The organism is Pectobacterium fontis (assembly GCF_000803215.1).
GTDB classification, from domain to species: Bacteria; Pseudomonadota; Gammaproteobacteria; order Enterobacterales; family Enterobacteriaceae; genus Pectobacterium; species Pectobacterium fontis.
In genome coordinates this window covers 33,968-47,332 of the sequence record NZ_JSXC01000028.1, presented here as the reverse complement: position 1 = coordinate 47,332, position 13,365 = coordinate 33,968, and the positions used below count along the sequence as shown (strand labels likewise).

Annotated in this window: 15 protein-coding genes; 6 read left to right on the top strand and 9 right to left on the bottom strand. The window is 50.6% G+C overall.

Annotation, left to right across the window (positions count from 1 at the left end; genetic code table 11):
* Nucleotides 1-438 precede the first annotated feature (438 nt).
* On the top strand, nucleotides 439-1,392 hold the full coding sequence (ydgH, locus tag OI69_RS09035; RefSeq protein ID WP_039349032.1) for a DUF1471 family protein YdgH: 954 nt from the start codon (nucleotides 439-441) through the stop codon (nucleotides 1,390-1,392).
* Between the two features lie 172 nt (nucleotides 1,393-1,564).
* On the opposite strand, the gene kdsA is transcribed toward ydgH, so the two are convergent.
* The 7 genes from kdsA to OI69_RS19820 form a co-directional block, all read right to left on the bottom strand.
* Nucleotides 1,565-2,419 (bottom strand): 3-deoxy-8-phosphooctulonate synthase, encoded by an 855-nt coding sequence (gene kdsA, locus OI69_RS09030; protein WP_039349029.1) that lies wholly within the window; start codon nucleotides 2,417-2,419, stop codon nucleotides 1,565-1,567.
* A 75-nt stretch (nucleotides 2,420-2,494) separates the two neighbouring features.
* Nucleotides 2,495-3,304 carry an invasion regulator SirB1 gene (gene sirB1, locus OI69_RS09025; protein ID WP_039349027.1) on the bottom strand — a complete coding sequence of 270 codons (810 nt, stop codon included), beginning with the start codon at nucleotides 3,302-3,304 and terminating at the stop codon, nucleotides 2,495-2,497.
* A gap of 2 nt (nucleotides 3,305-3,306) precedes the next feature.
* Entirely contained in the window at nucleotides 3,307-3,702 is a 396-nt protein-coding gene (locus OI69_RS09020) for a SirB2 family protein (RefSeq protein ID WP_039349024.1), read from the bottom strand.
* Nucleotides 3,703-3,717: 15 nt separating this feature from the next.
* The gene (gene prmC, locus OI69_RS09015) at nucleotides 3,718-4,560 is read right to left on the bottom strand and encodes a peptide chain release factor N(5)-glutamine methyltransferase (protein ID WP_039349022.1); all 843 of its coding nucleotides are present in this window, start codon (nucleotides 4,558-4,560) and stop codon (nucleotides 3,718-3,720) included.
* On the bottom strand, nucleotides 4,560-5,642 hold the full coding sequence (prfA, locus tag OI69_RS09010; RefSeq protein WP_039349019.1) for a peptide chain release factor 1: 1,083 nt from the start codon (nucleotides 5,640-5,642) through the stop codon (nucleotides 4,560-4,562). Before prfA ends, prmC begins: the two co-directional genes overlap by 1 nt.
* Before the next feature lie 33 nt (nucleotides 5,643-5,675).
* Nucleotides 5,676-6,932 (bottom strand): glutamyl-tRNA reductase, encoded by a 1,257-nt coding sequence (gene hemA, locus OI69_RS09005; RefSeq protein WP_039349016.1) that lies wholly within the window; start codon nucleotides 6,930-6,932, stop codon nucleotides 5,676-5,678.
* A gap of 54 nt (nucleotides 6,933-6,986) precedes the next feature.
* Nucleotides 6,987-7,133 (bottom strand): hypothetical protein, encoded by a 147-nt coding sequence (locus OI69_RS19820; RefSeq protein WP_154715534.1) that lies wholly within the window; start codon nucleotides 7,131-7,133, stop codon nucleotides 6,987-6,989.
* 31 nt (nucleotides 7,134-7,164) lie between these two features.
* On the opposite strand from OI69_RS19820, the gene lolB reads away from it, so the two are divergent.
* From lolB to prs, 3 genes are all read left to right on the top strand, one after another.
* On the top strand, nucleotides 7,165-7,788 hold the full coding sequence (gene lolB / locus OI69_RS09000; RefSeq protein WP_039349013.1) for a lipoprotein insertase outer membrane protein LolB: 624 nt from the start codon (nucleotides 7,165-7,167) through the stop codon (nucleotides 7,786-7,788).
* Nucleotides 7,789-7,791: 3 nt separating this feature from the next.
* Nucleotides 7,792-8,664 (top strand): 4-(cytidine 5'-diphospho)-2-C-methyl-D-erythritol kinase, encoded by an 873-nt coding sequence (gene ispE, locus OI69_RS08995; RefSeq protein WP_039349011.1) that lies wholly within the window; start codon nucleotides 7,792-7,794, stop codon nucleotides 8,662-8,664.
* Nucleotides 8,665-8,801: 137 nt separating this feature from the next.
* Nucleotides 8,802-9,749 (top strand): ribose-phosphate diphosphokinase, encoded by a 948-nt coding sequence (gene prs / locus OI69_RS08990; protein WP_039349007.1) that lies wholly within the window; start codon nucleotides 8,802-8,804, stop codon nucleotides 9,747-9,749.
* 137 nt (nucleotides 9,750-9,886) lie between these two features.
* Here the strand turns inward: prs and ychH are convergent, their stop codons facing one another.
* Nucleotides 9,887-10,156 carry a stress-induced protein YchH gene (gene ychH / locus OI69_RS08985; RefSeq protein ID WP_039349004.1) on the bottom strand — a complete coding sequence of 90 codons (270 nt, stop codon included), beginning with the start codon at nucleotides 10,154-10,156 and terminating at the stop codon, nucleotides 9,887-9,889.
* A gap of 289 nt (nucleotides 10,157-10,445) precedes the next feature.
* Between ychH and pth the strand changes: the two genes are divergently transcribed.
* Both pth and ychF read left to right on the top strand, forming a co-directional pair.
* A complete protein-coding gene (pth, locus tag OI69_RS08980; RefSeq protein WP_039349001.1) occupies nucleotides 10,446-11,033 on the top strand; it encodes an aminoacyl-tRNA hydrolase in 588 nt (195 codons plus the stop codon).
* 129 nt (nucleotides 11,034-11,162) lie between these two features.
* A complete protein-coding gene (gene ychF, locus OI69_RS08975) occupies nucleotides 11,163-12,254 on the top strand; it encodes a redox-regulated ATPase YchF (protein WP_039348998.1) in 1,092 nt (363 codons plus the stop codon).
* A 163-nt stretch (nucleotides 12,255-12,417) separates the two neighbouring features.
* Here the strand turns inward: ychF and OI69_RS08970 are convergent, their stop codons facing one another.
* Nucleotides 12,418-13,278 (bottom strand): LysR family transcriptional regulator, encoded by an 861-nt coding sequence (locus tag OI69_RS08970; protein WP_080752627.1) that lies wholly within the window; start codon nucleotides 13,276-13,278, stop codon nucleotides 12,418-12,420.
* Nucleotides 13,279-13,365 lie beyond the last annotated feature (87 nt).

Sequence of the window (13,365 nt, the reverse complement as noted above, 5' to 3'; positions counted from 1 at the left end):
TTTTTGGGGCGTCTCACTGTAGGCGAACTCATTTATAACGTACTGAAAATGTGATCGATGATCCATAAATAAAATGAATTTCACAGAAAAGCCGAGTTATTACAGGTTCTACTTGCCTTTCTTGGTCGAAAATCATGCTCTTCTCTGCTTTTTGTAGCATTATTACAGAAGTATTTTTCAGCGTTATTTCACAAAAACGACGTGTTACAAGGTTGTTAATATGATAAATCATATAAATATCCCTTATGATGGCAAAGCAATCATTAACCGTTATTATTAGCACTTTTCTTGTTCCCACCCCAAGCGCCACGGCTTTTCAGTCCCGCTGAAAATGCTAAAGCACAAGAATTTATTCCGTGCGATAATCGGCCCTATTCCGTTATAGGTTGATTGCTATACCTTAAATAATTCGAGTTGCAGGAAGGCGAAAGGATCTTTATGAAGCTGAAGACTACTGTTATTGCATCTACATTATTGTTATCACTCTCGGCATTTTCAGCGCAGGCTGCACAGGAACTTACGCCACAACAGGCTGAATCACTGCAACCCTTTGAGCGAATTACGTTTAAAGGTCGTTTTAATGCGATCAATGAAGCGGTAGCCGCGGCCTCAAAACGCGCCGATAAAATGGGTGCCGACTCTTTCTATGTGCAAGCGATGGATGACGCTAATTCGAGCGGAAACTGGAATGTCACTGTCGACCTATATCGCAAAGATGCGCCAAAAGCGAATCAAGACGCTCAATTCCGCACGTTCTACGGCGTAAAAGAGTTGCCGAAAGCCGTGGCTTACGGACTGGAGCCGTATGACACCGTCACGGTGAGTGGATTCTTCCGCAGTCAGCCAGACGTGAACGATGCTATTGCAAAAGCGGCAAAAGAGAAAAATGCTGATTCGTTCTACATCGTCCGTCAGATTGATGTGAATTCGAATAGTGCCAATCAGAAAGTCACCGCGTACATTTATAAAGCCGACGCCCCAAAACGCCAGACGCAGAGCACGGACGTGATTCCGGCGGATTCTGATGCTGGTCGCGCCGCACTGGCCGCTGGTGGAGCAGAAGCCGCGAAGGTAGAAATCCCTGGTGTTGCCAACTCCGGCAGCCCTAGTCGCAACGTCGGTAACTTTTTCGAAACGCAGTCGTCAAAAGGTGGACGTTACACGGTAACGTTATCTGATGGCACAAAAATTCAGGAACTGAACAACGCAACGGCAGCACAGATGGTGCCTTTCGATTCGATTCAGTTCCGTGGCAACTACACTAATATGACACAGGTATCAGAAGCCGTTGCTAAACGCGCGGGCGAGAAAGGTGCCAAATACTACCACATCACCAGGCAGTGGGAAGGCAAAGGCAACAACATGACGATTAGCGCCGATCTCTATAAATAACGGCGATCGCACTGCGTGGTAGAAACCACAAACGCTATAAACGAAAAAACCCGCGTTATCGCGGGTTTTTTTATGGCAAGCTTCCTGCCCACTACCCTGCGGGCCGTCGCAAGCGACGTTGGAAAACGTTCTCTACTTTTTTACGTCAGTCATCAATCCACTACATACAGGATTACTTGCTGGTATCCAGTTCCGGGAAGCTTTTCACCAGATCGTCAATCGCTTTGATCTGTTGCAGGAACGGCTCCAGTTTATCCAGCGGCAGCGCGGATGGGCCATCGCACTTCGCGTTAGCAGGATCAGGGTGAGCTTCAATAAATAACCCGGCCAGACCCACGGCCATACCGGCACGAGCCAGTTCAGTCACCTGCCCACGACGACCACCGGACGCGGCACCAAACGGGTCGCGACACTGTAGCGCATGTGTAACGTCAAAAATCACTGGCGACCCCTTGGAGGCCTGCTTCATAACATTGAAGCCCAGCATATCAACAACCAGATTGTCGTAACCAAAGTTGCTGCCGCGATCGCACAGAATCACCTGATCATTACCACCTTCGATGAACTTATCGACAATGTTCCCCATCTGGCCAGGGCTGACAAATTGTGGTTTTTTCACGTTGATCACCGCGCCGGTTTTCGCCATCGCTTCGACCAGATCGGTTTGACGGGCTAAAAACGCAGGAAGCTGGATCACATCAACCACATCCGCAACGGGCTGCGCCTGATGCGACTCATGCACGTCAGTAATAATTTTTACGCCAAAGGTTTGTTTCAACTCCTGGAAGATTTTCATCCCTTCTTCCAAACCGGGGCCACGGTAAGAGTGAATCGAGGAGCGGTTAGCCTTATCGAATGACGCCTTGAACACGTAAGGAATGCCCAATTTCTGCGTGACCGTGACGTAATGCTCACAAATGCGCATCGCCAGATCGCGTGATTCAAGAACATTCATGCCACCAAACAGCACAAAAGGCAGATCATTGGCAACCGGGATATCCCCTATCTTGACCACTTTATTCGTCATACTTTTACCTTCATGTCGGGAAATAAATTAACGCTGCATTACTGCAAAACGGTTTCTTAATGTAAGACTGTTTTTTTAATGCAAGACAATCTGTTTCTGCTCTATCGAGTGAATCTGTACTTTTATCATTTCACTCACGGGATCTTCCGGGCATTGCTCAACGAAGTAGTTGAGATCGGACAGCGCAATATGGTCACAATCCAATTGAGCATAAATCAGGCCGCGATCGCGAATTTCATAAGGATCGTCCGGGTCAAATTGCAGCACCGCTTCGCTGGCTCTCAACGCCAACTCCATCTGTTTTTCTTCCATTAGCGCGACTTTTAATGTGTCGAGCATTTTACGCACAATCAGGACGTTCTCAGATTCATCCAGATCTTCATCCAGCAAGTAGGTTGACGGGCCAATGTTACCTTTCAGCCAAACTTCCAGCACATGCTCGCTCAGCGTATCGCCATTGAGCGGGTTGATCAGCCACATCTCTTCGTCGAGCCAGTCGGCGCGCAGAATCAACTGCGTTGGGAAAATGACTGGCATCAGCGGCAGACCCAGTTCATTAGCGATATGCAAGAAAATGACGCCCAATGACACAGGCATACCCTGACGAGATTCCAGCACCTGATCCAACCACAGTGCATCAGACAGACGATAGACGCCGCCCGCACCGCCGAACCCCCAGGTGTGATAAAACAGTTCAATCAGTTTTTCAAGCTGAAGATCTTGCTCAAGGTCGTCAGGAATAACGGCTCGAGCGCTCTCAACCAACTGTTGCAGATTTTGCCGCACATCCTGAGCGGGAAAGTCGCGGCGAATAGCCTGTGAAACCAACACGACACCATCACTCAGGCGTGACTGGTTAAATTCAAAATCAGCAATAGCACTCATAATTATTCCATTAGCAGCGGTGATTGGGTCAGTGCCAGCAGCACGACCACACCAAAGCATATTAAAGCAGACACAAACGTCAGCCAGCGAATTTTCTGACTACGGGGACGTTTTCCCAAGGCGATAGCGCCAAAAAGGATATAAATGATAACGCCAAACAGTTTTTCCGTCAGCCAGCTTTGCTCGGGCGTAAACGGATACCTGTGGCTAAGAATGATTAAACCAATACCGCTGATTAATAACAAGGTATCGTTAATATGCGGCAGGATTTTCACCCAGCGCTGTTGCAGCAGAAGTGATTGTCGGCACAACCAGAAAAAACGAATAATAAACAGGGAAATACTGATGCCAACCGTCGCCAGATGCAGATATATCGTGGCGGAATAAAGGGTTATCACGTCTATTGCTCCTAATTAAGTGGTGGAATCTGACCAGCGTCCTAACGATACGCGGTCATTGCCACCATAGTCCTGGCAGGTTTCTATGTGTGTAAATCCTCGCGCCTGCAAGAGCTGACGTACCGCCTCGCCCTGTTGCCAGCCATGTTCCAGCAGCAACCAGCCACCAGCCTCTAAATAATGCGGAGCAGATTCAATAATGGTGCGTAAATCCGCCAACCCGTTGTCAGCAGCAATCAGTGCGCTGGCGGGTTCAAAACGGACATCGCCCTGTGACAAATGCACATCATCGGCATCGATATAAGGAGGATTACTGGCGATAAGCGCAAAACGCGTTTGATCAAGTGGTGAATACCAGCTTCCCGATAAGAAATGGGTGTTGTCTAAACCCAATTGTTGGGCGTTTTTTATCGCCAACGCAACGGCGTCGGGCTGAACATCAATGCCCGTCACCCGACAATCGCGTCGCTCACTGGCCAGCGCCAACGCGATAGCGCCGGTTCCTGTGCCCAAATCCAGCAGCGCACACGGCGTTTGAGGCAGACGCAACAATGCTTGTTCCACCAGACACTCGGTATCGGGACGAGGAATTAACGTGGCGGGCGACACGGCAAGCGGCAGTGACCAGAACTCGCGCACGCCGATCAAATAAGCGATGGGTTCTCCCTGTGCGCGGCGCGCCAGCAGTTCAGCTAACTCCTGCTGTTCAACCTCTGTCAGTTGGCTTTCACCAAATGCCAGCAGAAAGGTGCGGGATTTCCCGGTCACAAAGCCCAGCAAAATTTCCGCATCTCGCTTCGGGCTTTCTCCCGCCGCGAGATGTGTCGTCGCAGAAATCAACCAATCCTGATACGTCATTATTCCTGCTCGGACAGTGCAGCAAGCTGGTCAGCCTGATATTCCTGCACTACTGGCTGAATCAGCGTATCCAGTTTCCCTTCCATCACTTCATCCAGTCGATAAAGCGTCAGGTTAATGCGGTGATCGGTCACCCTTCCCTGTGGGAAATTATAGGTACGGATACGGTCAGAGCGGTCGCCGCTACCGAGCAAATTACGGCGGGTTGATGCTTCTTCCTGCTGACGCTTCTGTACTTCTGCCGCACGAATACGCGCCCCCAACACAGACAGCGCTTTGGCTTTGTTTTTGTGCTGTGAACGTTCGTCTTGACATTCCACAACAATACCGGTTGGTAAGTGGGTAATACGGATTGCAGAATCGGTGGTGTTAACGTGCTGCCCGCCTGCACCAGAAGAACGGAACGTATCGATACGTAGATCCGCAGGATTGATATCCGGCAGTTCCGCTTCCGGCACTTCCGCCATTACAGCGACCGTACAGGCTGACGTATGGATCCGTCCCTGAGATTCAGTGGCGGGAACGCGCTGTACGCGATGACCGCCGGACTCAAACTTAAGCTGGCCGTATACGCCATCGCCGGAAATTTTAGCGATAACCTCTTTGTAGCCACCATGCTCACCATCGCTGGCGCTCATTATCTCAACGCGCCAGCGACGCGATTCGGCATAACGGCTATACATACGGAACAAATCGCCAGCAAAAATCGCAGCCTCGTCACCGCCCGTCCCGGCGCGCACTTCGAGAAAACAGCCGCGCTCGTCATCAGGATCTTTCGGCAGCAGCAGCACCTGAAGCTGCTGTTCCAGGGCTTCAATTGTCGCTTTGCCCTCTTTCAATTCTTCCTGCGCCATATCGCGCATTTCAGGATCGTCCAGCATCATTTCTGCTGTTTGTTGATCCTCTTGCGCCTGCTGCCATTGCTGGAAACAGCGGGTAATATCCGTAAGCTGAGCATATTCTCGCGACAACGCGCGAAAACGCTCCATATCAGCGATGACGCTAGGCTCACCGAGTAACGCCTGAACTTCTTCATGGCGTTCTTGTAACGCTTCCAGTTTAGCAACAATAGAAGGCTTCATGCGGGCGGTTAAATCCTGTAATAGAGATGAATGCTAGTCCAGCCCAAGGCTGTCGCGTAAAATTTGTAACCGGTTTTGGTCGCCGTCACGAGCGGCTTGCTGAAGGGATTTGGTCGGCGCGTGAATCAGACGGTTGGTTAAACGGTGTGTCAGTTCCTGAATCACCGTTTCAACGTCACTTCCTTGTTGGATGGCAGCCAGCGCCTTGGCCGTCATTTCCGCACGCAGTTCGTCAGCCTGAGCGCGATAATCACGAATCGTTTCCACAGCAGACTGCGCACGCAGCCACGCCATGAAATCGGCGCTTTCCTGCTGTACGATGGATTCAGCCTGCACCGCTGCGGCTTTGCGCTGCGCGAGATTATGCTGAATGATCGCATGCAGATCGTCCACGCTGTAGAGATAAATGTTCGGCAGTTTACCCACTTCCGGTTCGATATCACGCGGAACCGCAATATCCACCATCAGCATTGGTTGATTTCGTCTCGCCTTCAGCGTCCGTTCCATCATCCCTTTTCCGATAATCGGCAGCGTACTCGCCGTTGAACTGATCACAATGTCGGTCTGAACAAGCTGTTCGTCCAACTCTGCCAGCGTAATGACTTCCGCTCCTACCTCCGTTGCCAGCGCCTGTGCGCGTTCACGGGTACGGTTCGCAATCACCATTTTCTGTACGTTATGCTCGCGAAGGTAGCGAGCGACCAGTTCAATGGTTTCTCCGGCACCAACAAGCAGTACCGTGACATCCGCCAATGATTCAAAAATCTGTCGCGCCAGCGTACAAGCCGCAAACGCCACCGACACCGCACTGGCACCGATATCCGTTTCCGTGCGAACACGCTTGGCAACAGTAAAAGACTTCTGGAACAACCGCTCCAGTTCGCTGGACAGGGAATGACCACGTTGTGATTCAGCAAACGCCTTTTTTACCTGTCCCAAAATCTGCGGTTCACCTAACACCAGAGAATCCAGACCGCTGGCAACACGCATCAGATGGCTAACGGCGGCATTATCCTGATGCCAATACAGGCTGCCATTAACTTCTTCCGGGCGCAGATGATGATATTCACACAACCAGTGAATCAACTGTTCACGCTGGTTTTCCTGTTCGTCAACGCTGAGATAGAGCTCCGTGCGATTGCAGGTAGACAACACAACGCCGCCCTGCACCAGCGATTGCTGTAGCAGACTGTCGAGAGCCACCCCTAATTTATCTGGTGAGAACACAACGCGTTCACGCAGAGAAACCGGTGCGGTTTTGTGATTGATACCAAGCGCAAGCAGGGTCATGAGGCTGTTTCTGAGTAATACCGGTCTTAGTATGGGTTTCGTTTGAGTCGCATTCTACTTGATGCAGGGGTGCAAGAAAAGCGACAGCACGCGATACACCTCGTCTGGGGTAATCACTTTTTGACAAAAACCAATAAACGCCATTAACGGATAACAACCATTGACGCTGAGCGGTAAGCCCGTTAGCGTGATGTCTTTCACGGACTTCTTTCATTTACAGGATACGACCGACATGCAAACCCAAACCGTCCGATGCCTGCGTTTACTGCCTTTAGCCAGCATTTTGCTCGCTGCCTGTAGCGTTAATCAACCGACTCAAACGGGTAAAAGCCCCACCTCGCCAGAGTGGCAACAGCATCAGCAAAAAGTACAGCAGCTCAGCCAATTTCAGACGCGTGGCGCTTTTGCCTATATCTCCGATAGCAAGAAAGTATCAGCCAATTTTTTCTGGCAGGACACGCCGCCACAACGTTACCGACTGCTGCTGACCAACCCGCTCGGCAGCACTGAATTAGAACTGCGCGCCCAGCCTGACGGCGTACAAATCACCGATAACCAGGGCAAACGCTATGTGGGTAAAGACGCGGAATACATGATTCAGCAACTGACCGGCATGGCAATCCCGCTGAATAACCTGCGTCAGTGGATACGCGGTATTCCGGGCGACGCCAGCGAATTCACGCTGGATGAACGTTATCTGCTGAAAACCGTCACCTATCGTCAGGGCGATCAAAACTGGCATGTTAGCTATCAGAGCTACAACACCGAGTTAACGCCTCCGTTACCAACCAGTCTGGAACTGGTTCAAGGTGAACAACGTATTAAACTGAAGATGAATAACTGGATGGTTAAATAAGCGATGCAACCGACAGTGATTGAAACATGGCCTTCCCCCGCCAAACTGAACCTGTTTCTTTACATTACTGGTCAGAGAAACGACGGATATCACCTGCTACAAACGCTATTTCAATTTCTGGATTATGGCGACACACTGACGATTCAACCACGTAACGATAACCAGATTAACCTGCTTACACCGATTGACGGTGTAGAGAACGAGCAAAATCTGATTGTTCGTGCCGCACGCTTATTACAGCAGTATTGCGAGCGCCATCATCTTCACACTGCCCGGCTCGGCGCAGATATCAGTATTAAGAAGTGCCTGCCGATGGGCGGCGGGCTGGGTGGGGGGTCATCCAATGCAGCGACCGTGCTAGTTGCCCTTAACTATCTGTGGCAAAGTGGGCTAAGCGTTGAGGCGTTGGCAGAACTAGGCCTGCAATTGGGTGCGGATGTTCCCGTGTTTATCCGTGGACATGCGGCCTTTGCCGAAGGGATTGGTGAGCGGTTAACCCCTGCGGATCCGCCAGAGAAATGGTATCTGGTGGTTCACCCTGGCGTGAGTATCGCCACGCCATTGATTTTCAGCGACCCGGAATTGACGCGTAATTCACCAGTCCGTGATTTAGAAAGTTTATTAAACCAGACCTTCGTCAATGATTGTGAAGCTATCGTAAGAAAACGTTTTCGTGAGGTTGAACAGCGACTTTCATGGCTGCTAGAATATGCCCCGGCGCGCCTGACTGGAACGGGGGCTTGTGTGTTTGCAGAGTTTGACACCGAGTTCGCAGCCCGTCAGGTGCTTGACCAGGCCCCGGAATGGTTAAACGGTTTCGTCGCGCGAGGTGTTAATATCTCTCCGCTACAACGTACGCTTTCCGGGCAACGTTAGGTTTTGCCACACACCGACTGCCGTGCGGCCGGTCTGTAGCAAACTTAATTCATACACCCGTATGCATATTGTACCTGTTGATCGTCCCTGCCTGGCAGGTGCAATATTTCTCTGGACGCAAGCCTGAGGTTCTTCTCGTGCCTGATATGAAGCTTTTTGCTGGTAACGCCATCCCGGAACTAGCACAACGTATTGCCAACCGTTTGTACACTAGCCTCGGCGACGCCGCTGTCGGTCGTTTTAGCGATGGCGAAGTCAGCGTGCAAATCAATGAAAATGTACGCGGTGGTGATATTTTCATCATCCAGTCCACCTGTGCACCCACCAACGACAACCTAATGGAACTGGTTGTGATGGTCGATGCTCTGCGTCGCGCTTCTGCGGGACGTATTACCGCTGTGATCCCCTACTTCGGCTATGCCCGTCAGGATCGTCGTGTGCGTTCCGCCCGTGTGCCCATCACCGCGAAAGTCGTTGCTGACTTCCTGTCCAGCGTCGGTGTTGACCGTGTTCTGACCGTTGACCTGCACGCTGAGCAGATCCAAGGCTTCTTCGATGTACCAGTCGATAACGTATTCGGTAGCCCGATCTTGCTGGAAGATATGCTGCAACAGAATCTGGAAAACCCCATCGTGGTTTCTCCAGACATCGGTGGTGTTGTGCGTGCCCGCGCAATCGCCAAACTGCTGAACGATACCGATATGGCGATCATCGACAAGCGCCGCCCGCGTGCCAACGTTTCTCAGGTGATGCACATCATCGGTGACGTCGCTGGCCGTGACTGTGTGCTGGTCGACGATATGATCGACACCGGCGGTACGCTGTGCAAAGCGGCGGAAGCGCTGAAAGAGCGTGGGGCTAAACGCGTATTCGCTTATGCCACACACCCGATCTTCTCAGGCAATGCTTACGAGAACATCAAGAACTCTGTCATTGATGAAGTGATTGTCTGCGATACCATTCCGCTGGCGGAAAACATTCGTTTACTGCCGAATGTTCGTACATTGACGCTATCCGGTATGTTGGCCGAAGCGATTCGTCGTATCAGCAACGAAGAATCCATTTCTGCGATGTTTGAACACTAATCACTTCTGACTGAACGACCGATCGCAAACGACATGAAGCCACCTGTAACAAGGTGGCTTTCTTTACTGATAGTATTACCGCTATAAAATATATGGCGAGGTTACTGTAGCCTTAATCTGCTCAATTTTAATGACGCTTATGGGTGACGCTGGCGACGACAACGTTTATCAAAGTGTTTGACCCACCAGTAACGGTCTGCAACTTCTTCACGCCCGCTAACGCGCGCGCCCACCAACCAAAATATTGCGCCAGCAAAGATACCGACAAGATCCGTATAAGTCATATACGTAGGAACCGTCAGTTTAGGGAACTGGCTGGCGATAGATAAACCAATGCCGCCAATCATTAGCACCAGACCGGCCCCCATCAACACATTACCCAACATTGCCACATTTTTACGTTTCATCTGCCACCTCCAGATTAATTCTGTGGATGAATCGGAGTGCCATTACCACCTATTGACTTAATTATAGGCAACATGCACCTGAATGATTGCGGGAGGGATCACAGACAAAAGGAATGATGAATATTTTTACGTTTAAACCAATAACACGACTCTCGCATTCCAACAGCCAATGCACATGTGGCCTGAAGAATGGCGGGTATATTTGGCTATCTACCATGCGGTGTGTAAACTAATGCCCTCATTATCACGCTACCCTGCCTAAGTGTAAGCACGTAATCTGGAATATACCGTGAGCAGCATTAAATTAATTGTCGGTCTGGCGAACCCCGGCGCTGAATATGCGGCCACCCGCCATAATGCGGGAGCCTGGTTTGTCGATCGTTTAGCCGACGCTTACCGCCAGCCGCTGAAAGAAGAAAGTAAATTTTTTGGTTACACCTCTCGTCTGAATCTGGCCGGGCAAGATGTACGCCTGCTGGTTCCCACAACATTCATGAACCTGAGCGGAAAAGCCGTCGCAGCAATGGCCACCTTCTACCGCATCCAGCCTGATGAAATTCTGGTTGCCCACGATGAACTGGATTTATTACCAGGGATTGCCAAACTGAAATTGGGTGGCGGGCACGGTGGTCACAACGGTCTGAAAGACATCATCAGTAAATTGAGCAATAACCCGAACTTCCATCGTTTGCGCATTGGTATCGGTCATCCTGGTGATAAAAGCAAAGTGACGGGTTTCGTATTGGGCAAACCGCCGACAAGCGAACAGACCCTGATCGACGGTGCGATTGACGAGGCGGTGCGCTGTACAGAAATTCTGATGAAAGAAGACATGATAAAAGCGATGAACCGCTTGCATGCCTTCAAAGCGGCATAATCTGGTCAGAATGCGGATGGCAGATCGAGATAAATCACCATTCCGTGTATAATCGGCCGTAATGTTTCCATTCTGACAGGCGATATACAGTAATCGCCTGATTAATAAGTTATTTAAGGTGATATAAACATGGGATTCAAATGCGGTATCGTTGGGCTGCCTAACGTCGGTAAATCCACACTGTTCAATGCGTTGACCAAAGCCGGCATCGAAGCGGCCAACTTCCCGTTTTGTACCATCGAGCCAAACACCGGCGTAGTGCCGATGCCCGATCCGCGTCTGGACAAACTGGCAGAAATCGTTAAACCACAACGTATTCTCCCTACCACCATGGAGTTTGTTGATATCGCAGGTCTGGTAAAAGGCGCCTCCAAAGGTGAAGGTTTAGGTAACCAGTTCCTGACCAACATCCGTGAAACGGAAGCCATCGGCCATGTTGTGCGCTGTTTTGAAAACGACAACATCATCCACGTCAACAACAAAGTTGATCCGGCCGATGACATCGACGTGATCAATACCGAACTGGCGTTGTCTGATCTCGATACCTGTGAACGCGCCATCCATCGCGTGCAGAAGCGCGCCAAAGGCGGTGATAAAGATGCCAAAGCTGAGCTGGCCGCACTGGAAAAATGCTTACCGCAGTTGGAAAATGCCGGTATGTTGCGTTCGCTGGATTTAACTGATGAAGATAAAGCTGCCATCAAATACCTGAGCTTCCTAACCCTGAAGCCAACGATGTACATTGCCAACGTCAACGAAGACGGTTTCGAAAATAACCCGTACCTCGATAAAGTGCGTGACATTGCGGCTGCTGAAGGTTCCGTTGTCGTGGCTGTCTGCGCCGCCGTTGAATCAGATATTGCGGAGCTGGACGATGCTGACCGTGAAGAATTTATGGCTGAACTAGGTCTGGAAGAACCGGGCCTGAACCGCGTGATCCGCGCGGGCTATGAGCTATTGAACCTGCAAACCTACTTCACCGCTGGCGTGAAAGAAGTTCGTGCCTGGACCATTCCTGTCGGTGCCACCGCCCCACAGGCCGCAGGCAAGATCCACACCGACTTCGAGAAAGGCTTCATCCGTGCGCAAACTATTGCCTATGAAGATTTCATCACCTACAAAGGCGAACAAGGCGCGAAAGAAGCCGGAAAAATGCGTTCAGAAGGTAAAGATTACATCGTAAAAGATGGCGATGTCATGAATTTCCTGTTCAACGTCTAATTTGCTTCTGTTGTCTTATGTGATATCACTGCATCTCGTAAAGACTAACAAACCCGTTAAAATCCACGCAGTTGCGTGGATTTTTCATTTCATGTCGTCTCACATCATCTCATGACAGCGTAGCTAAAAATGAGTACAGGTATCCTGCGGTAAAGGACGCGGTTCAAACAGGAGCGCGCAGCAAACGCTCCAGATACTTTGCCGCGTTTGATGCTGCCGCATCGGTACTCCCTCGATAAAGGTTTAGATGAATAATTCGACTGTCGCCAGCGGCAAGTTTGAGGGGGACCAGCAAGCCGTTACTCAGATCGCCCCTTATCGCATCGACAGGTAGCCAGCCGAAACAAAGCCCCCGCCGGATTGCATCCGTAGCGCCTTCAATCGTATTCATCAGCCATGTTCGTTGGGCGGTATGTAAAGCCGCATTGGGCGAAGCACCGCGTATTTCTACTTTAATGTGTCCTGTCAGGTTTGGGCTGGTCGTTGCGGCAAGAGGATGGCCCGGTGCGGCAACGGGACATAATTCTATATTAGCCACCGTCGCATCGCCCACTTCCCCCGGCGGGGCAAGGAGAATCGATAGATCATGCCAGTCAAGAATGTCATTATCAGGAAGCTGGCGTACTGATTCCTCCAGATGAATATCAACACCCGGATAAGTCTGCCGGAACTGCGACAGTGCATCAAACAGGCGTTCACGGGGAAACAGCATATCGATAAGTAAGTGCAATTTCACAGGTTCGCCATCCGCGATGCCGCCCCCGCGTCGCTCAACATTACTGAGTGCGTCGATCAGGGGAATGGTCTCTGCCAAAAGTGCCGCTCCCGCTGGTGTCAGGGTTGCACTCCTGCCCTCCATGACCAACAGTTCTATGCCGATCGCGTCGCGCAGGCGCGCAACAGCATAACTGACCGATGATTGGCTACGGTTGAGTACACTCGCGGCAGCCGAAAAACTGCCTTCATCAACGATCGCACGCAAGACCGCCCATTGCTCAAGTGTAGAACGGGGAATATTTGACATGGTGACAACATATCTAATTATTCGATGGGTTACACGAAAAATCAGCGTTTGAAAGTCAAAAATTTATAAATACAATTTCCATATGTT

Excerpts from the sequence above, each read along its gene's own strand:
- ydgH (WP_039349032.1), top strand. The coding sequence starts at position 439 with ATGAAGCTGAAGACTACTGTTATTGCATCTACATTATTGTTATCACTC.
- kdsA (WP_039349029.1), bottom strand. The coding sequence starts at position 2,419 with ATGACGAATAAAGTGGTCAAGATAGGGGATATCCCGGTTGCCAATGAT.
- sirB1 (WP_039349027.1), bottom strand. The coding sequence starts at position 3,304 with ATGAGTGCTATTGCTGATTTTGAATTTAACCAGTCACGCCTGAGTGAT.
- prmC (WP_039349022.1), bottom strand. The coding sequence starts at position 4,560 with ATGACGTATCAGGATTGGTTGATTTCTGCGACGACACATCTCGCGGCG.
- prfA (WP_039349019.1), bottom strand. The coding sequence starts at position 5,642 with ATGAAGCCTTCTATTGTTGCTAAACTGGAAGCGTTACAAGAACGCCAT.
- hemA (WP_039349016.1), bottom strand. The coding sequence starts at position 6,932 with ATGACCCTGCTTGCGCTTGGTATCAATCACAAAACCGCACCGGTTTCT.
- lolB (WP_039349013.1), top strand. The coding sequence starts at position 7,165 with ATGCAAACCCAAACCGTCCGATGCCTGCGTTTACTGCCTTTAGCCAGC.
- ispE (WP_039349011.1), top strand. The coding sequence starts at position 7,792 with ATGCAACCGACAGTGATTGAAACATGGCCTTCCCCCGCCAAACTGAAC.
- ychH (WP_039349004.1), bottom strand. The coding sequence starts at position 10,156 with ATGAAACGTAAAAATGTGGCAATGTTGGGTAATGTGTTGATGGGGGCC.
- ychF (WP_039348998.1), top strand. The coding sequence starts at position 11,163 with ATGGGATTCAAATGCGGTATCGTTGGGCTGCCTAACGTCGGTAAATCC.
- OI69_RS08970 (WP_080752627.1), bottom strand. The coding sequence starts at position 13,278 with ATGTCAAATATTCCCCGTTCTACACTTGAGCAATGGGCGGTCTTGCGT.